The 19,828-nt window shown below is 71.9% G+C and carries 11 protein-coding genes; 9 read left to right on the top strand and 2 right to left on the bottom strand.

What is annotated here, in order from left to right:
- Positions 1-246 precede the first annotated feature (246 nt).
- Positions 247-1,953, top strand: coding sequence for a glycerol-3-phosphate dehydrogenase/oxidase (locus OG866_RS17230; protein WP_329335683.1), 1,707 nt, complete (start codon positions 247-249; stop codon positions 1,951-1,953).
- Positions 1,954-2,203: 250 nt separating this feature from the next.
- Here OG866_RS17230 and OG866_RS17225 read toward each other — a convergent pair whose 3' ends face one another.
- Positions 2,204-3,247 carry a serine hydrolase domain-containing protein gene (locus tag OG866_RS17225; protein ID WP_329335681.1) on the bottom strand — a complete coding sequence of 348 codons (1,044 nt, stop codon included), beginning with the start codon at positions 3,245-3,247 and terminating at the stop codon, positions 2,204-2,206.
- Between the two features lie 308 nt (positions 3,248-3,555).
- Between OG866_RS17225 and OG866_RS17220 the strand changes: the two genes are divergently transcribed.
- The 8 genes from OG866_RS17220 to OG866_RS17185 all read left to right on the top strand — a co-directional run bounded on the left by OG866_RS17220 (position 3,556) and on the right by OG866_RS17185 (position 18,484).
- Entirely contained in the window at positions 3,556-5,613 is a 2,058-nt protein-coding gene (locus tag OG866_RS17220; RefSeq protein WP_329335680.1) for a serine/threonine-protein kinase, read from the top strand.
- A gap of 175 nt (positions 5,614-5,788) precedes the next feature.
- Positions 5,789-8,710: a protein kinase gene (locus tag OG866_RS17215; protein WP_329335679.1), complete on the top strand. Its 2,922-nt coding sequence runs from the start codon at positions 5,789-5,791 to the stop codon at positions 8,708-8,710.
- Positions 8,711-8,852: 142 nt separating this feature from the next.
- Complete coding sequence (locus OG866_RS17210) at positions 8,853-10,550, top strand: serine/threonine-protein kinase (RefSeq protein WP_329335677.1); 1,698 nt, start codon at positions 8,853-8,855, stop codon at positions 10,548-10,550.
- Positions 10,551-10,614: 64 nt separating this feature from the next.
- On the top strand, positions 10,615-11,520 hold the full coding sequence (locus OG866_RS17205) for a serine/threonine-protein kinase (RefSeq protein ID WP_443063535.1): 906 nt from the start codon (positions 10,615-10,617) through the stop codon (positions 11,518-11,520).
- 78 nt (positions 11,521-11,598) lie between these two features.
- A complete protein-coding gene (locus tag OG866_RS17200) occupies positions 11,599-13,245 on the top strand; it encodes a serine/threonine-protein kinase (RefSeq protein WP_329335676.1) in 1,647 nt (548 codons plus the stop codon).
- A gap of 75 nt (positions 13,246-13,320) precedes the next feature.
- Positions 13,321-14,937, top strand: coding sequence for a serine/threonine-protein kinase (locus OG866_RS17195; RefSeq protein WP_329335675.1), 1,617 nt, complete (start codon positions 13,321-13,323; stop codon positions 14,935-14,937).
- A gap of 143 nt (positions 14,938-15,080) precedes the next feature.
- The gene (locus OG866_RS17190) at positions 15,081-16,694 is read left to right on the top strand and encodes a succinic semialdehyde dehydrogenase (RefSeq protein ID WP_329335673.1); all 1,614 of its coding nucleotides are present in this window, start codon (positions 15,081-15,083) and stop codon (positions 16,692-16,694) included.
- Between the two features lie 11 nt (positions 16,695-16,705).
- The gene (locus OG866_RS17185; protein ID WP_329335671.1) at positions 16,706-18,484 is read left to right on the top strand and encodes a GMC family oxidoreductase; all 1,779 of its coding nucleotides are present in this window, start codon (positions 16,706-16,708) and stop codon (positions 18,482-18,484) included.
- Between the two features lie 73 nt (positions 18,485-18,557).
- Here the strand turns inward: OG866_RS17185 and OG866_RS17180 are convergent, their stop codons facing one another.
- Entirely contained in the window at positions 18,558-19,586 is a 1,029-nt protein-coding gene (locus OG866_RS17180) for an LAETG motif-containing sortase-dependent surface protein (protein WP_329335669.1), read from the bottom strand.
- Positions 19,587-19,828 lie beyond the last annotated feature (242 nt).

The raw sequence follows: 19,828 nt of genomic DNA, 5'->3' as shown, positions 1-19,828 counted from the left end.
CAAGCCCGGTGGACAGGATGGGCGAGCGCAATGTCAGACTAGGAGGAAATATGACTGATATGCGGGATTGATTCCGTGTGTCTTCCCGTGAGGCCTGGGGTTCGGTCCACGTGTCCTGGAAGTTGTCCACAGGCTGGGGGCGACTGGTGGCTGAAGTCGGGCAAGCCGGTCAGAATTTGGGCATGAGGGATACGGACCGGGCCACTCCTCAAGAGTGACCGGCGTGACCGACAGCGGGAGGCAGCGGTGAGGACAGCGACACTGGGGCCGGCGCAGCGCGCCGAGGCACTCGCATCAATGGCCGAGCGCGAGCTGGACCTACTGGTGGTGGGCGCCGGCGTGGTCGGCGCGGGCACCGCCCTGGACGCGGTGACGCGGGGCCTGTCCGTGGGCCTCGTCGAGGCGCGTGACTGGGCGTCGGGCACGTCGAGCAGGTCCAGCAAGCTCATCCACGGCGGCCTGCGCTATCTGGAGATGCTCGACTTCGCGCTCGTCCGGGAGGCGCTCAAGGAGCGGGGGTTGTTGCTGGAGAGGCTCGCTCCGCATCTCGTGAAGCCGGTGCCCTTCCTCTACCCGCTCCAGCACAAGGGCTGGGAGCGGCTGTACGCCGGTTCGGGCGTCGCGCTCTACGACACGATGTCGATGGCACGCGGGCACGGCCGCGGGCTTCCGATGCACCGTCACCTGAGCCGCCGTCACGCCCTGCGCGTCGCCCCCGCCTTGAAGCGGGACGCCCTGGTCGGCGCGTTGCAGTACTACGACGCCCAGATGGACGACGCCCGCTTCGTCGCCACCCTCGTGCGCACCGCGGCGGCGTACGGCGCGACGGTCGCCAACCGCGCGCGTGTGACGGGCTTCCTGCGCGAGGGCGAACGGGTCGTCGGCGCACGCGTCCAGGACGTCGAGGCGGGCGGGGAGTACGAGATCCGCGCCAAGCAGATCGTCAACGCGACGGGTGTGTGGACCGACGACACCCAGGCCATGGTGGGCGAGCGCGGCCAGTTCCACGTACGCGCATCCAAAGGCATCCACCTCGTCGTGCCCAAGGACCGGATCCACTCGACGACCGGGCTGATCCTGCGGACCGAGAAGTCCGTGCTGTTCGTCATCCCCTGGGGCCGGCACTGGATCATCGGCACCACGGACACCGACTGGGACCTCGACAAGGCGCATCCGGCCGCGTCCAGCGCGGACATCGACTATCTGCTGGAGCACGTGAACTCGGTGCTCGCGGTGCCGCTGACGCGCGACGACGTCCAGGGTGTCTACGCGGGCCTGCGGCCGTTGCTGGCCGGCGAGTCGGACGCCACGAGCAAGCTGTCCCGCGAGCACACCGTGGCGCATCCCGTGCCGGGGCTCGTGGTGGTGGCGGGCGGCAAGTACACGACGTACCGGGTCATGGCCAAGGACGCGGTGGACGAGGCGGTGCACGGGCTGGACCTGCGGGTCGCCGAGTGCGTCACGGAGGACGTGCCACTGCTGGGTGCCGAGGGATACCGGGCACTGTGGAACGCGCGAGCGCGGATCGCCGCCCGGACGGGGCTGCACGTGGTGCGGGTGGAGCATCTGCTGAACCGATTCGGCTCACTGGCCGAGGAGGTCCTGGAGCTCATCGCGGCGGACCCCACGCTGGGCGAGCCCCTGCACGCGGCCGAAGACTATCTGCGCGCCGAGGTCGTCTACGCCGCCTCGCACGAGGGGGCGCGGCATCTGGACGACGTGCTCACCCGGCGGACCCGTATCTCGATCGAGACGTTCGACCGGGGCACACGCAGCGCGCGCGAGGCCGCGGAGCTGATGGCGCCGGTGCTGGGCTGGGACAAGGACCACATCGAGCGGGAGATCGAGCACTACGAGAAGCGGGTCGAGGCCGAGCGGGAGTCGCAGCGCCAGCCGGACGATCTGACGGCGGACGCGGCGCGGTTGGGGGCGCCGGACATCGTGCCGTTGTAGGGAGCGGCGGCGCCGGACAGCGTGCAGTTGCAAGCGGCGGCGGGGTTCGGCCGGGGTGGCGTTGTGAGTGGCGGCGGGGTTCGGCCGAGGTGTCGTTGTAAGTGGCGGCCGGGTGCGGCGGCGGGTTGTCTTGGCCGGGGTCTGCGGGTGGGTAGGCGGCTGATCCGTATGCCGGTGGCGCCGGGCTGCTCCGGTGAAGTCACTCGAACGGGTGTCGCGAGGCGGGATCTTCGTTCGGAACCCGGGCGTTCTACGAGGTGCGGGGGCAGAACTCGGCGGCGAGCAGGGCCGGTTCGAGGTCGGGGTCCGCGATCGCGGTCGTGTTCACGCGGAAGGTGAGGACGCGACGTCCGTCAACCGTGGCCGCGGTGCGCACGTAGCTGCCGGTGATACGGCCGTTGTGCCCCCACACCGTCGTCCCGCACGGCAGCTTCACCGGATACAGCCCCATGCCGTACAGGCCGTGTGCGGCACGGGTGTCGAGCATCTCGCGCAGCCAGCGCGGGGGCAGCAGTCGGCCGCCGAGGAGCGCCGCGTAGAAGCGGTCCAGGTCGGCCAGCGTGGTCACCAGCTCGCCCGCGGCCCCGGCCACCCGCGGGTCGAGCTCGGTGACATCGGTGCCGTCGGTCGCGTGGGCGCGGCCGTGCGGGGAGGGGAGAGAAGCGCGCGAACCAGGGAAGGAGGTGCCGGTCAGGCGCAGGGGAGCGATGATGCGACGCTCGGCCTCGACGGCGTAGGAGTGGCCGGTGACCTGCCTGATCACCATGCCGAGCAGCACGTAGTTGGTGTTGGAGTAGACGTAACGGCCGCGGCCGGACGGGGGGTGGGTGAGGGCGATGCGTACGGCCTGAAGAGGGGTGAGCGGGACCAGGCCCCGGGTGTCCGTGGTGAAGTCGCTCAGACCGCTGGTGTGGGTGAGCAGCGCGCGCAGCGTCAGGGTGCGGCCGTCGTTGCCCGCGCCGCGCACCACGCCGGGCAGGTGCCGGTCGACGGTGTCGGACAGCGCCAGTCGGTGTTCCGCGGCCAGTTGGAGGATCACCGTCGCGATGAAGGACTTCGTGATGCTGCCGGCGCGGAAGTGGTCGGCGCGGGCGATACCGGGTCCGGCCTCGGCGTAGCGGATCCCCTCCTCCTCGCGGGCCAGCAGGGCGGCGGCCGGTGCCCTGCCCGTGGTGAGCAGCAGGGGGAGGACCGCGTCCGTCGGTGCTGTGGCGGGGGCGGAGGAGGCGGCCGGGGCCAGGGCGAGCAGCGCCAGGGACACGGGTACGGCCAGAAGGGTCCGAAACGGTGGCACGGCGGGTCCTCCTGTTCGGCACGGCGTTTCCTCCGGTGGCGCGCCCATCATCCATGGTGGCCAGAACTCGGCGTCATCCATGGTGGCCGGAACTCGGCGTCGGGTGGTCGCCGAAGTGCGGGTGCGGGGCGGGTTCGGCGTGCCTTTGAGGTGGCTTTGGGGTGCCTTTGCGGCGCGTGGCCGCCACGCGCTGTGAGGACTCGGTCGCCCTGATGGTCGGCTTGTCGTCAGGGGCACCCTGGGCGTCGGGCACTTGTCGGGTGAGGGACAATGGAGGCTCTGTCAGGGCGGGTTGTATGAGGGGACGCATGTCGGAGGCGGAGCGGGCGGGAGCATCCCGTCAGGACAAGAGCGAACGTCTCCTCGCCGGGCGGTACCGGTTGGGAGCAGTGCTCGGCCGCGGCGGCATGGGCACGGTGTGGCGTGCCGAGGACGAGACCCTGGGCCGGATCGTCGCCGTGAAGGAGCTGCGGTTCCCCTCCAACATCGACGAGGAGGAGAAGCGCCGGCTGATCACGCGCACGCTGCGGGAGGCCAAGGCGATCGCGCGGATCCGCAACAACAGCGCGGTGACGGTCTTCGACGTGGTCGACGAGGACGACCGGCCGTGGATCGTGATGGAGCTCGTCGAGGGCAAGTCGCTCGCCGAGGTCATCCGTGAGGACGGGCTGCTGGAGCCGAAGCGGGCGGCGGAGGTCGGGCTCGCGGTGCTTGACGTGCTGCGCTCGGCGCACCGCGAGGGCATCCTGCACCGGGACGTGAAGCCGTCCAACGTGCTGATCTCCGAGGACGGCCGGGTCGTGCTCACCGACTTCGGCATCGCCCAGGTCGAGGGCGACCCGTCCATCACCTCGACCGGCATGCTGGTCGGCGCGCCCTCCTACATCTCCCCGGAGCGTGCCCGAGGGCACAAGCCGGGGCCCGCGGCCGACCTCTGGTCGCTGGGCGGGCTGCTGTACGCGTCGGTGGAGGGTGTGCCGCCGTACGACAAGGGGTCCGCGATCGCGACGCTCACCGCGGTGATGACCGAGTCGCTGGAGGAGCCGAAGAACGCGGGACCGCTGAAGGACGTCATCTACGGGCTGCTCACCAAGGACCCCGACAAGCGGCTCGACGACGCGGGTGCCCGGGTGATGCTCAACGCGGTGATCCACGCACCCGAGCCGAAGCCGGACGAGCCGGCGTCGGCGCCGGACGCGACGAAGGTCGTACCGCTGCCTCCGCAGCCCGACCGGGGTGAGAGCGGGGAGCGGCTGCGGGGGGCGCTGCGTTCCGTGCGCAAGGCCGCGGTGGCGGCGGGCGCGGCCGGGACCGCGGCTGCCTCGCGAGCCAAGTCCGGGACGGGGAGGAGTGGTTCGGGGAGCGAAGCGGCCTCCGACGCTGCTGGTGCTGCTTCCGGTGCGGGGTCAGGTGCCGCTGTTGGCGGTGGCTCGGCCTCCGGCGTCGGTGGTGGGGTCGCTTCCGGGTCGCGTTCGGTCGGGGTGAGTGGTTCCAGGACCGGCGGGGCCGGGACGGCTGGGGCGGGGAGCAACGCGGGTCAGGGCGGGCCGAGTTCGGGGTGGCCCGTGATGACGCCTCCGGATCTGCCTCCGCGGCCCGTGCCGAGGGCGCCGCTCACCGATGTGGTGCCGCGGCGGACGCTGGTGATCATCGCGGTGGTCGTGGTGCTCGCCGTGGTCGCGGCCGTGCTGGCCCTCACGCTCGGCGGGGACGACGACTCGTCCGACAACTCCGCGGGAGGCGGCGGCGCCAAGGCCTCGGCCAGTGCGAGCGCGAGTTCCTCCACCAAGGAGGACAAGGGCGCCGGCGGTGCCCAGACGGACGGTCAGGCCAGCGCCTCGGCGGAGACCGGGGCCACGTCCGGGAGCACGCCGAGCAACAGTCCCACCGCGACCGGCGGCAGCGACGCGGGCGGTTCGGCCGACGAGGGCAGCACCGCGGTGAAGACGCACAAGGGCAGTCAGGGGTACTCGATCGGGCTGCCCAAGGGATGGAAGTTCCAGTCCTCGGGGTCGGCGGGGGATCGTTTCACCGGCCCCGACGGGCAGAAGCTGCTGGTCGCCTGGACGTCCACGCCGAAGGGCGACCCGGTGGCGGACTGGAAGAACCAGGAGCAGTACATGGCGCGCTCGGCGTACCACCGCGTCCGCATAGCCAAGGTGGATTACCGGGGCTGGCTCGCGGCCGACTGGGAGTTCACCTACACCGAGGGCGGGACGAAGTACCGGACGATCGACCGGGGGTTCGTGGTGAACGACCATCTCGGATATGCGCTGATGTACACGGCGAAAGCCGCCAATTGGGGCACCGAGCTGCGCAAGGACACCTGGCGGACGCTCGCGAAGACGTTCGAACCGAAATCGTGAAGTGACCGTGCGGTGACCGGTCCCGCGTTTCGGACATGAGATCTGGCATCCCCTCTTTGCGGGTTGCCTCCGGCACGTATCGTGAGTGCTTGTGGACCGTACGCATCCAGGTAGGGGTGCGGAACGGGACGCGAGGCGAACGGAATTGACCGACCGGGCTGCCGGGGGAGGCAACGTGGACGACTATGCGGGTCGGGTACTCGCCGACCGCTACCGCCTGCCGCTGCCGCCCTCCGATGAGTACGAACTCACCGAGACCCGGGCCTTCGACACCTACAGCGGGCAGGAAGTCCTGGTCAGGCAGGTGCCGTTGCCCGAGGTCGTCGAGGCGGAGGTGCTCGACGCGGAGGGCCTGCCCGACGGTTTCACGGCAAGGGATCCGCGGGACAGGGGAGTTCGGCGCCCCGGCTCCGCGGCGCGGGCCAGTACGCGCCGGCCGACGGATCCTGCCGTGCGGCGCGCTGTCGAGGCCGCGCAGGCCGCCGCCTCGATTCCCGACCATCCGCGGCTCGACCAGGTCTTCGACGTGTTCGCCGAGGGCGGGTCGCTGTGGATAGTGAGCGAGCTGGTGGCCGCGCGGTCACTGGCGGCGCTGCTCGCGGAGAAGCCGCTGACGCCGTACCGGGCGGCGGAGGTCGCCTCCGATGTGCTGATGGCCCTGCGGGTGCTGCACGCCCACGGCTGGGTGCACCGCAACATCACCGCCCGCACGGTGCTCGTCTGCGACGACGGCCGTGTGATGCTGACCGGCCTCGCGGTCGGCGCGGCGGAGGAGGCGCTGTGCGGGTACGACCCGGTGCCGGCTCCGGAGAGTGACGGGGGCGGGGGCGGGGGCGCCGGACGGGGGATCGGTGCGCCGGGGGTGCCGGGGGGCTCAGGCGCACCCGAGGTGCCGGGGACCTTCCGGGGTGCGGCAGCGGTGAGTGGCTCCGTGAGTGCCATGGACCCCGAGGCCGCGCGGCGGGCCGCGATCGAGGCTCGGGAGGCCGGTGGGCTGCCGGGGCTCGGCGGCGACACGACCAACGGTGCGGGTGGGTCGGGCGCGGTGGCGCGCCGGGCCGTGGAGACGACCGGCGGGGATGTCCGGGCGGCGCGGGCAGGGGCGATCGCCGCGTATCGCGCGGGCGCCCGGGCCGCCGCCCGCGTCCAGGACGCCCAGCAGAACGGCCACGCGGCCCTGCCCGGAGGCCGCCCGGCGCCCGAAGGCGAACCCACGACCGGCGCAGGTGCCGGTGCCTCTGCCGGTGCCGACGGTGGGCCGACACCGCCGTACGGCCCGAACGGCGGCGCCCGGATCGCGCCCGGCTCCCCGCACCCCGGTGAGACGGAGTGGACGATGCCCGGCTCCGGGCCCCTGGGCGGTGCCGTCACGCCCGGCCGGGAGGAGCACCGGCGGCCCGGGGCCACGCCTCCCGGGCAGATAGCCGACCCCTACGGGGTACGAGCCGACTCCTACGGGGCGCGGGCCGACTCCTGGCCGGGGGCGGGCCCCCGTGCCGGTGGTGCGGGCGTTCCCGGCGTCGGCGGTGGCGCGTTGCCCGGCGGAGGCCCCGGAGCCGGCGGTGCCGCGCTGTCCGGTGGAGGCCCCCACGCGGGCGGTGCCGCGTTGCCCGGCGGAGGCCCCGGAGCCGGCGGTGCCGCGCTGTCGGGTGGAGGCCCCCACGCGGGCGGTGCCGGGCTGCCCGGTGGAGGCCCCCGAACCGGCGGTGCCGCGTTGCCCGGTGGAGGGCAGGGACGTACCGCCGCGCTGCCCCCCGGGCCCGACTCCGCGCCCGCACCCAGCCGTTGGGATGAGCTCGCCGCCGTACCCGCGTCCCGTGGTCCCGCCACCGCGCTCGCCGCCGAGCGGGCGCGGCAGGCCAGGATGGCCGTCGTCGGGCCGGTGACCGAGCGGTGGGCGCCGGAGCAGGCCGGACCCGTGCACGAGAACTGGCAGCTGGCCGCGCCGATCGGGCCCGCGACCGACCTGTGGGCGCTGGGGGCGCTGCTGTTCCGGGCCGTGCAGGGTCATGCGCCGTACCCGGAGGAGTCGACCGCCGAGCTGGTGCAGATGGTGTGCGCCGAGCCGCCGGCCTTCGCCGAGGAGTGCGGGCCGCTCCGGCCGGTCGTGGAGTCGCTGCTGCGCCAGGACCCCACCGAGCGGCTGGACTTCGAGGAGCTGCGGGGCTGGCTGCGCTCGCTCGTGCGGTCCGCGCCGGAGCCGGAGGCCGGTGCGTATGTCGTCGCCACGCCGCCCGTGGAGGGCAGTCGGCTGCCCGTCGTACGGCGCCGGGGCGAGCTGGTGCGCAGGCGGCGCGCCGGGCTGCCCGCGACCAGTGCGCACGGGCGGCACAAGCGGGCCAAGGCCGCCCCGCAGGAGGAGGCGTCCCCGCGCAGGCTCGGCCGCACGCTGCTTCTGCTGGTACTGCTGCTGATGGCCGGGGCGATCGCGTACGCGATGTTGTTCATGCCGAAGTCGGACTCGGCGGACGGCGCCGGTGGGAGCGGTGCCGGCGACCGGACCGGTGCCGCCGGTGAGGTCAGCGAGGCGCCGCAGCAGGACGCCAGCAGCGAGCCCCGACCCGAGCAGACCACGCCCAAGTCGGACGACCGCCCCTCCGGTTCCGCTGCCACCGAGCCGCAGGCCGGCGGCGGTCCCGACGTCGCCGACGGCTTCACCCTGCGCTCGGACACCGCAGGCTTCCGCGTCGCCGTGGCCGACGGCTGGGACCGCACGCCGAAGAACGGCCGCGGTCAGGTGGTGTACTCGCACGGCGACTTCGACCTGATCCTCGTACCCGGACGGGACAGCGCGGACGAGTACGGCGAGGACCCCATGGCCTACCAGCGGGAGGACGAGCGCGAGCTCCAGCCGTACCGCGACTCCAGCTGGGCCAGCGCCTCCGGGCTGAAGACGATCTCGGTGGGCGGGCGGACCATGGCCGAGGGGCAGTTCACCTGGACCGACGACGCGGGGCGCGAGCTGTTCGTGCGGAATCTGGCGATCCTCGTCGGCGGGAAGTACCACGTGGTGCAGGTACGCGGTCCCGAAGCCGAGCGGGACGAGGTGACGCGGCTGTACGAGCAGGCGTCGGCGACGTACGAAGTGACCGGCTGAGCGCGCTCGGTGAGGGTTGCTTCCCACTGGTGAAAGCGACAACTGTCACAGTGCTGTCTCCTTGGCGCCCCCGTGGTTCCCTGCGTACGGACCGGTCCTTACGCTGACCTTGTCAAGACCATTGCGGGGCAACGTGAATCAGATGCAGGGCCTGCTCATCGCGGGCCGCTACCGGCTTGCCGACACCATCGGCAGCGGCGGCATGGGCCGCGTGTGGCGGGCCCACGACGAAGTGCTGCACCGGGCTGTCGCCATCAAAGAGCTGACCGCCGCCCTGTACGTCTCCGAGAGCGACCAGGAGCGGCTGCTCCACCGCACCCGCGCCGAGGCCCGTGCGGCGGCCCGGATCAACCACTCCGCCGTTGTCACCGTGCACGACGTTCTCGATCATGACGCCCGTCCGTGGATCGTGATGGAGCTGGTCGAGGGCCGCTCGCTGGCGGACGCGGTGAAGGCGGACGGGCGCATCGAGCCCGCCGAGGCCGCCCGCATCGGCCTGTGGGTGCTGCGCGCGCTGCGCGCCGCGCACGACGCCGGCGTCCTGCACCGCGACGTCAAGCCCGGCAACGTGCTCCTCTCCCAGGACCGCCGCGTCCTGCTGACCGACTTCGGTATCGCCCAGATCGAGGGCGATACGACGATCACCCGCACCGGCGAGGTCGTCGGTTCCGTCGACTACCTGGCCCCCGAGCGGGTCCGCGGCCACGACCCGGGCCCGGCCTCCGACCTGTGGGCGCTGGGCGCGACGCTGTACACGGCGGTGGAGGGCCGGTCGCCGTTCCGTCGCACCTCACCGATCGGCACGATGCAGGCCGTCGTCGAGGAGGAGCCCGCCGCACCGGCCCACGCCGGTGTGCTGGGCCCTGTCCTCGCCGCACTGCTCCGCAAGGATCCGGCCGAGCGCCCGACCGCGGCACAGGCCGAGCAGATGCTGGCCGAGGCGGCGGAGGGGCGACGGTCGAGTGCGGGGCAGGCGTTTGCGCCTACGCGGCACGGGCACGGGCGATACGAGACCGGGACCGCACCGCAGACGTTCGGCGCGGCGCCCGCCTTCGGTACGGGGGCGCAGGCGCCCGGCTTCGGTACGGGATCGCGGGCGGCGGCCGACACGCCGTATCCGTCGGCCACGGCCACGCCGTACCCGCCGGTCACCGTGGGCCAGGCCGCGACCGCTCCGGAGCCGAAGCGCCGCCGGGGGCTGCGCACGTTCGCCCTGGTGGTCGCCGTCGCGGCGATCGTGGGGGCGGGGGGTGCGGTCGCGTTGCAGCAGTTCGGCACGGACCGGCCCAGCGACTCCGCCGCCACCGCGCCCAGTCCGAGCGCCAGTGCCTCGCCGAGCGGGGGAGGTGACCAGGGGACGGTTCCCGCCGGTTGGGAGAAGCGCGAGGATCCCGCGGGCTTCATCATCTACCTGCCGAAGGGCTGGTCACGGACCGTCTCCATCAACAAGGACGGCATCCAGCAGGTCGACTACTCGCCCGACAACGGCAAGCACCTCGTGCGGGTCGCCGTCGACACCGCGCCGGACTATGACACCACCTACAAACACATGAGTGACCTGGAGACGCAGGTCTCGGGGCTGCTGCACTACCAGCGGCTGAGCCTCACGGAGCAGCTCTTCCGCGACCGGCCGGGTTCCCGCTGGGAGTACACCTGGGACGCGCTCGCGAAGGACCCGCCGCACTACTACGCGGCGCCGTACCGCGCGATCGACGTGGGCTTCATGGACCGCGACGGCATCGAGTACGCCATCTACGCGTCCTCCCCCTCGGTCGACTGGGCCGCCACGAGCAAGCAGTTCGACTTCATCCTGCGCAGCTGGCAGCCGAACCCGTCCTGACCCGCCCCAACTTGGCCGGTCACCGCCCCGGAAGCCGACCGTCCGGCGGGGCATCATGGGGCTCATGGGGACCCAGGGGGACAACTTCCGTGTCGTAGCGGGGCGTTACCGCCTGGAGGCGCGGCTCGGGCGCGGCGGGATGGGCGTGGTGTGGCGGGCCACCGATCTGTTGCTCGGGCGGCGGGTGGCGGTCAAGGAACTGTCCCGGGACGAGACGTTGACGGAGGACGAGGCGCGTTGGCAGCGGGACCGGACGCTGCGGGAGGCGGGTGCCGTCGCGCAGCTGAGGCATCCGCACATCATCGGCCTGCTCGATGTCGTCGAGCACGATGAACGGCCCTACCTGGTCATGGAGTTGATCGACGGAAGCTCCCTCGCCGACCGGATCGCCGGGCACGGTCCGGTCGGTGCCGTCGAGGCCGCGCGGATCGGCGCCGATCTGCTGGGCGCGTTGCGCGCGGCGCACGCGGCCGGGGTCCTGCACCGGGACATCAAGCCCGCGAACGTCCTGCTGGAGGACGGTACGGGGCGGGTCGTGCTCACCGACTTCGGTGTCGCGCAGGTCTCGGGCGCCACGACGCTCACGGAGGCCGGTTCCTTCGTCGGCTCGCCCGAGTACACCGCGCCGGAGCGGATGTCCGGGCTCAGCACCGGCCCCGCGTCCGACCTGTGGTCGGTGGGCGCGCTGCTGTGCACGGCCGTCAGCGGTGAATCGCCGTTCCGCCGCGACTCCTTGAGCGGCGTGCTGCACGCCGTCCTCACCGCCGAGCTACGGCCACCCGCGCAGGCCGAGCCGATCCTGCCGGTCGTACGGGGGCTGCTGGAGCGCAATCCGGAGCGGCGGCTGGACGCGGAGTCGGCGGAGCGGATGCTGCGGACCTTTCTGGAGACGGGCCAGATGCCGGGCGGCGAGCGGCGTTCGCTGCGGGGCGCGCTGACGGCGGTGCTGCGAGCGCGTCGACGTCCATGACAGGGATTGGTCACGGGTCTGTGACCGGACAGCGTTCTGGCTGGATACCCGGGTGCCTGGCGCGATATGAACGGAACCATGAGCAGCAACGGGGGAGCCCCTTACGGGTCCGACGAGCCAACGAGTTTCGGTCTGCGACCGCCGAACCCGCCCGCGGCGGTGCCGCACCCCGACAACCCGTACGCGACCCCCACCCAGGTCGTGCCGCAGCAGACGGCGCCCCCACAGGAGTCCGGCACCGGGCGGTTGATCGCGGGCCGGTACCGCCTGCTGGCCAGGCTCGGCGACGGCGGCATGGGGACGGTGTGGCGGGCCAAGGACGAGACGGTGGACCGTGAGGTCGCCGTCAAGGAGCCCCGCGTACCGGACCATCTTCCCGAGCGTGAACGCGCCAACGCCTTCGAGCGGATGCGGCGCGAGGCGCGGGCGGCGGCCCGCCTCGATCACCCGGCGGTCGTGAACGTCCACGATGTCGCGGTCGTCGACGACCAGCCGTGGATCGTCATGGAGCTGGTCCAGGGCCGTTCCCTGGGCGACGCGTTGCAGGAGGGCACCCTCGGGGCGCGCGAGGCGGCGAGAATCGGCCTGGAGGTGCTGGCGGCGCTGGAGGCCGCGCACGCGGCGGGCATCCTGCACCGGGACGTCAAGCCGGACAACGTCCTGCTCGGCCGGCACGACCGTGTCGTCCTCACCGACTTCGGCATCGCCCAGATCGAGGGCGAGACCAGTCTGACCGACACCGGCGGCTTCGTCGGCTCGCCGGAGTACATCGCTCCGGAGCGGGTGCTGGGGCAGCGGCCGGGCCCCGCGTCCGACCTGTGGTCCCTGGGCGTCGTGCTGTACGCGGCCACGGAGGGCGTGTCGCCGTTCCGTCGCAGCAACACGCCGGCCACCCTCCAGTCCGTCCTCAACGCCACGCCCGCCGCACCGGCCGCCGCGTCCGGACCGCTCGCCGAGGTCATCACCGGGCTCCTCCAGAAGGAGCCGGCCCGTCGCCCCAACGCCGCGCAGGTGAGGGCGCTGCTGGAGACGGCCGCCCGGCCGTCGGCCCCGGCGCCGACGCAGGTCGGGCGGCTCGCCGAGGGGTCCGCTCCGAGCGGTGGCGTCCGGCTGGGCCGCAAGACGCTGATCGGGCTCGGCGCGGCGATCGTCGCGGCGGCGGTGGCGGCGTATCTGGTGATCGCCGACCCGTTCGCGGGGCCGTTGCCGGACGGGTGGAAGACGGTGCACGAGAAGGACGTGGCCGCGTCGCTGGCGGTGCCCACGGAGTACCAGTCGGGGTACCCCGACCGGAAGACCGACGAGGCGCACTGGGTCACGTACACCGACTGGAGCGGCAGCATCTGGATCGGCCTGCGACTGGACAAGAAGGCCGAGGACACGAGCGACAGCATCGCGGACTCCGCCGCCGCCGAAATGTACGAGGACAACAAGCAGTTCAAGGACAACGGCGAGTACGAACTCCAGATGCCGGAGAACCCGACGACGAAGACCGACGGCGGGGTCACCTACCAGGGCAAGCAGGCCGCCAAGAACACGATCAAGTACACGACCGACGACACGCAGAACCCGCGCCCCCGCGAGATGCAGATCTTCTACTACAAGACCTCCAAGGGCGACATGTACAAGCTCACCGTCAGTTACCCGCGGAAGGGCGACTTCGCCGCCCGCGGCCGGGAGGTGGCGAAGACCGCCATCGCCAACCTGGACGTCGACGTGCTCTGAGTCGCGTTGTCAGCCCGACGGGTAGCGGCCACCCCGCGTCGACAACCCACCACGCCACACGGTACTGATGGGGGCATGAGCAACGACGGGGGCGGCGCGAGCCCCAAGGGACGACTCATAGGCGGGCGTTACCGGCTCGTCGAGCGCATCGGGTCGGGCGGGATGGGTACCGTCTGGCGGGCGCTCGACGAGCTCGTGGACCGTGAAGTCGCCGTGAAGCAGCCGAGGTTGCCCGGCGACCCGGAGGACGAGGCCCATCAGCGGGCCTCGCACCGGCTGTACCGCGAGGCGCGTGCCGCCGCCCGGGTCGACCACCCCGCCGCCGTCTCCATCCATGACGTCGTGGTGGAGGACGGACTGCCCTGGATCGTCATGGAGTTGATCCGGGGCGAGTCCCTGCACGAGGTCCTCCAGCGCGGGCCCGTGACCCCGGCCGAGTCCGCCCGTATCGGCCGCGCCGTCCTCGGCGCCCTGCGCGCCGCGCACTCCGTCGGCATCGTCCACCGTGACGTGAAGCCCGCCAACGTCCTGCTCGGCACGCACGGCCGGGTCGTCCTCACCGACTTCGGCATCGCCCACGTCCAGGGCGAGGAATCCCTCACCGTCAGCGGGGAGTTCGTCGGCTCGCTCGACTTCGTCGCGCCCGAGCGGATGTCCGGCAAAGGCGCGGGGCCGTCCTCCGATCTGTGGTCGCTGGGCGTGCTGTTGTACGCCGCCGTCGAAGGGGAGCCGCCCTTCCGGCGTACGACGGTGGAGTCCACCCTCGCCGCGGTCCTCTCCCACGAGCCGCCCGAGCCGGAACGGGCCGGGTCCCTCGGGCCGCTGATCACCAGGCTGTTGGCGAAGGACCCCGACCGGCGGCCGGACGCGGAGGAGGCCGCCAAGGTGCTGGACGCGGTGGCCGAGGGATGGCCGGTGCCGTCGCTCGCGGAGACACCGGCCGTCCAGAAGCCCGACGAGATGGCCGAGTTGGGGGAGGACTCGGGCACCGTACAGCTGACGAAGCCCGAGCCGGCCGCGCAGCCGGACACCACCGTCGTACCGGTCCCGAAGCCGAAGGCGCGTCTTCTGCGCCGCCCCCTCCCCGCCGCCCTGCTCGGCGCCGCCCTCGCCGCCGGGGTGGGGCTCGGCGCGGCCTATGTCCTCGCCGAACCCGAACCCGCGCCCATCAGCGTCGCCGATCCCGAGTACAGCTCCGCCCCGGCCGCCACCGCCACGGACATCGCCGACGAGCCCTGGGGCAGGACCCGGGAGAAGGACATGCGGGCCGTCCTCTACGTCCCTAGCCGCTACGCCGAGTACCACCGGCAGGGCGACGCCACCGACCAGCCGCGCATGGTGATCTATCAGGGCGACGCCGTCCAGCTCCGGCTCACCGAGTGGGACCGGGCGCCCGCCACGCCCACCGTCCGGGCGAAGCAGCAGGCGGACGAGTGGGCGAGGCTCGGAGAGGCGGCCACCCAGTTCACCCGGACCAGCCTTCAGGGCCGGCCCGCCGTGGTCGCCGACACCACCTACGACGCCGAGGAGGGCCGTCCCACCCGGGTCATGCAGCTCGTCGTCGCCACCGACGACGGCCGGATGTACGAGCTCCGCGTCGACATGCCCAAGGGCACCCCGGACGAGAAGGAGGGGACCTCGGTCTTCAAGGCGGCGCGTGCCCGGCTCGAAATCGAGAAATCCGGCTCCTGAGGTCGTCGCCTCCGTGATCGTCCCCGCACAACGCCCTGATCAGTGCATTTGCAGCCAGTGATCGCTGGCGCCGTGTGTGCGGTCGGTGAATCCCTGTTACCGCCGGGTACCCAAAGTCCCCGACCCGGCATACCCTGCGCGTCATGACGGACTCGCAGGCCCCGGAACTGACCGGCACCAACCCCCTCGCCCCCGCCCCGGAGGGCGCCCGCACCGCCGCCGACGTGGTCACCCCGGAGCTGGTCGCGCAGCTCACCAAGGGCGTGGCCGGCTCCGGTCGCACCGCCAACCACACGCCCTTCACCGGCGAGAAGCTGGCCGACCTGCCCGAGTCGACGCCCGAGGACGTGGCGAAGGCATTCGAGGCGGCCCGCGCGGCGCAGGCGGTGTGGGCGCAGACGCCCGTACGGCAGCGCGCGGCCGTGCTGCTCCGCTTCCACGACCTGGTCCTGGAACGCCAGGCCGAGGTCCTCGACCTCATCCAGCTGGAGACCGGCAAGGCCCGACTGCACGCCCATGAGGAGGTGCAGGCCGTCGCCGTCGCGGCCCGGCACTACGGCCGTAAGGCACCCTCCTATCTGCGGCCGAAGCGGCACGCGGGCGCCATGCCCACGCTCACGCGCGTCACCGAGCTCCGTCACCCGCGCGGCGTGGTCGGCCAGATCGCCCCCTGGAACTACCCGCTGGAGCTGTCGGTCGGCGACGCGCTCCCCGCGTTCGTCGCGGGCAACGCGGTCGTCATGAAGCCCGACACCGAGACCTGCCTGACCGCCCTGTGGGCGCGCGACCTGCTCATCGAGGCGGGCCTGCCCGCCGACGTCTTCCAGGTCGTCCTCGGCGAGGGCCCCGTCATCGGCCCCGAGGTCGTCCGGCACGCCGACTACGTCTCCTTCACCGGCTCCACCCGCACCGGCCGCGAGGTCGCCCAGGGCGCCGCCGCCCGTCTGGTCGGTGTCTCCCTCGAACTCGGCGGCAAGAACGCCATGTTGGTCCTGGAGGACGCGGACATCGAGAAGGCCGCGGCCGGCGCCGTCCGCGCCTGCTTCTCCTCCGCCGGCCAACTGTGCATCTCCATCGAGCGGTTGTACGTCCACGAGTCGGTCGCCGACGCCTTCCTGGAGCGCTTCGCCACCCGTACGAAGGCCATGCGGCTCGGCACGTCCCTCGCCTACGGCGCCGACATGGGCTCCCTGGTCGGCGAGCGCCAGCTGGAGACGGTCACCCGGCATGTGGAGGAGGCCGTCGCCCAGGGTGCCAAGGTGGTCGCCGGCGGCGTCGCCCGCCCGGACATCGGCCCCTACTTCTTCGAGCCGACCATCCTCGACGGCGTGACCGGGCCGATGGCGATCTGCACCGAGGAGACCTTCGGCCCGGTGGTGTCGATCTACCGCTTCAAGGACGAGGACGAGGCGGTGAGGGAGGCCAACTCCACGGCGTACGGCCTCAATTCCTCGGTCTGGACGAAGGACGGCAAGCGCGGCCGAGAGGTCGCCGCCCGGCTGCGCACCGGCACCGTCAACGTCAACGAGGGCTACGCGCCCGCCTACGGCAGCGTCCAGTCCCCGATGGGCGGCATGAAGGACTCCGGCCTCGGCCGCCGCCATGGCTCCGAGGGCATCCTCAAGTACACCGAGGCCCAGACGGTCGCCCAGCAGCGGCTGCTGCCGATGGCGCCGTCCCTGGGGATGGACGACGAGAAGTACGCCCAGTTCATGAGCCGCAGCCTGAGGCTCATGAAGGCGTTCCGGTTCCGGTAGGGAGAGCGCACGTGACGCAGGACGACTACGACTACGACGTCATCGTCGTGGGTTCCGGATTCGGCGGTTCGGTCACCGCTCTCCGCCTCACCGAGAAGGGCTACCGCGTGGGCGTCCTGGAGGCGGGCCGCCGGTTCACCCCCGGCACCCTCCCCAGGAACTCCTGGGACCTGAAGAACTACCTCTGGGCCCCCAAGCTCGGCATGTACGGCCTCCAGCGCATCCACCTGCTGGGCAACGTGATGGTGCTGGCCGGGGCGGGCGTGGGCGGCGGCTCCCTCAACTACGCCAACACCCTCTACGTCCCCCCGAAGCCGTTCTTCGAGGACCCGCAGTGGCGTGACATCACGGACTGGGAGGAGGAGCTGGCGCCGTACTACGACCAGGCGCGGCGCATGCTCGGCGTACGCCTCAATCCGACGACGACCCCCTCCGACGTCCATCTGAAGGCAGCGGCCCAGCGGATGGGCGTCGGCGACACCTTCCACATGGCGCCCGTCGGGGTGTTCTTCGGTGACGGCCGGGACGCCGACGGGTCGGTGAAGGCGAAGGCGGGTGAGCAGGTCGCCGACCCCTACTTCGGCGGTGCGGGACCGGCCCGCAGGGCCTGTACCGAGTGCGGCGAGTGCATGACCGGCTGCCGTCACGGCGCGAAGAACACCCTCAACGAGAACTATCTCCACCTCGCCGAGAAGGCGGGCGCGGTCGTGCATCCCATGACGACGGTCGTGTCGGTCACGGACGACTCGCAGGGCGGCTACGCGATCGCCACCCTCCCGACCGACCGGAGGAAGAAGGACCAGGGCCGCACCTTCAAGGCCCGCCGGGTCGTCATCGCCGCCGGCACCTACGGCACCCAGACGCTGCTGCACCGGATGAAGGCGAGCGGTCAACTGCCCTACCTCTCGGCCAAGCTGGGCGAGCTGACCCGCACCAACTCCGAGGCGCTGGTCGGCGCGCAGACCGACAACCGGCGCTATCGCAAGGTCACGGGCGAGAAGCGGGTCGACTTCACGCGGGGGGTCGCCATCACCTCGTCCATCCACCCTGACGAGAACACCCACATCGAGCCCGTCCGCTACGGCCGGGGCTCCAACTCGATGGGCGGCCTGTCCATCCTCCAGGTCCCCTACGCCGAGAACTCGTCGAGGGTCCTGGGCTGGCTGGCGAACGCCGCCCGGCATCCCGTCCTCGTGCTGCGGTCCCTGTCCAACCGGCGGTGGTCGGAGAAGACCATCATCGGGCTGGTGATGCAGTCGCTGGACAACTCCCTGACGACGTACCTGAAACCGGACGGCGTCGGCAAGGGCCTGCTGACCGCCCGGCAGGGCCATGGCGCCCCCAACCCCAAGCAGATCAGGGCCGCTTCGGAGGCCGCGTCCGCGATCGCGGCGGAGATCAACGGCTTCGCCGGCTCGAACGTCGGCGAACTGATGGGCACCCCGCTCACCGCCCACTTCCTGGGCGGCTGCCCGATCGGCGCGAGCCCGGAGGAAGGAGTCATCGACCCGTACCACCGGCTCTACGGCCACCCCGGCATCTCGGTCGTCGACGGCGCCGCGGTCTCCGCCAACCTCGGCGTCAACCCCTCACTGACGATCACCGCCCAGGCCGAGCGGGCCATGTCGTACTGGCCCAACAACGGCGAGGCCGACCCGCGTCCGGCCCAAGGCCAGGCCTACGAGCGCCTCAAGCCCGTCGAGCCCCAGACCCCAGCGGTCCCGGCAGACGCCTTCGGCGCGCTACGACTGCCGTTCCTGGGAATGCCCACGGTGCCGCCCAAGGCCTGACACAGACAAAAGAGAAGGACCTGCATCCCCCTCCGAACGCAGGTCCTTCTCTTTTTCTTGCAACTGGCTTGTGTTACGCCTGCGCGCCGGCCTTACGACGACGCACCGCGAAGACGGCACCCGCACCGGCGACGATCGCGACACCGCCCACGAGACCGATGGTCGGCAGCGCGGAGCTGGAGCCGGTCTCGGCGAGGTTGCCGGTCGGCAGCTCGGAGACGTCGCCCTGCGGCTTCTTCACCGAGTCCTTGGAGCCGTTGTCGCTCGGCGTGGCGTCGCCCGGGTTCGGGTTCTCGGAGCCGGCCTTGAGGACCGAGAAGTCGTACTGGGCCCAGCCCTCGGCGATGCAGTCCTGACCGTCGACGTTGTCGAGGTAGGCGCCGGAACCGAAGGAGTAGGCGTCACCGGCCGGGGCCTTGGCGTCGATGCTGACGCGCAGGTTGACCGACTGGCTCTTGCCCGCCTTCAGCTCGTCGACGTAGAAGAAGTAGTCACCGGCGTAGTCGTCGTCGCCGATGCGGTCCCAGGAACCCGTGTCGGGGTTCTTGAACTCCAGGTCGACGTACGGGCTCAGCCACTTGGCCTCGTCCATCTCGTAGTTCTCGATCTCGGCGTAGAAGGCCACGCCGTCGACCGTGGTGCCGGACTCGTTGGTGACGACCAGCTTGAAGCTGTGGAAGCCGTCACCGGCGACGATCTTGCCGGGCAGGCCCTTGATGTCCGCGGACACCTTGGCGTCCGTGAAGTCCTCGTCGAGCTCGTCGCAGTACGGGACGTCCGGGTCGGTCGGCTCCTCGCTCGGCTCGGCCGAGTCGGTGGGCTCGGGCTCGCCCGTGTCGGTCGCCGTGGCGGTGGGCGAGGTGGTGTCCGTGGCCGTCGCGGTGGGCGAGGCGGTGTCCGTCGGCGAGGCGGTGTCGCTGGGCTCCTCGGTCGCCGTCGGGGAAACGGTGTCGCTGGGGAGCTCGGTCGGCGTCTCCGTCACCGTCTCCGTGGGCGTGGGTGTCGACGTCTCGTCCGCGAACGCGGCAGGCGCGGACAGCAGCGCGAGCGGGCCTATGACAGCCGTCGCAGCCGCTGCGGCCATGGCACGGCGAAGCTTCATGAATGACCTCAAGAAGTCCGGTGTGCTGCGCGTCGCAGCACGCGAGTGGGGCGGTGGGACCCCGCGTGTGGGGCGCGGCTGTGGCCCTTGGTACGCATGGTTTGATCCACGAGGGGTGTGAACGGTTGCACTCGCATTCACAGAATTCTTATGTGGCCTGCGTCACATCGTCCTCTTGTGGTCTGAGTCACAGCCGGATCCGGCCGGTTTTTGCTTGTGAAGGCGCTTTCCAAAGCCCTAGA

Source organism: Streptomyces sp. NBC_00663 (assembly GCF_036226885.1).
In the GTDB taxonomy this organism is placed as follows: Bacteria; Actinomycetota; Actinomycetes; order Streptomycetales; family Streptomycetaceae; genus Streptomyces.
This window is presented reverse-complemented; position numbering and strand designations above follow the sequence as displayed.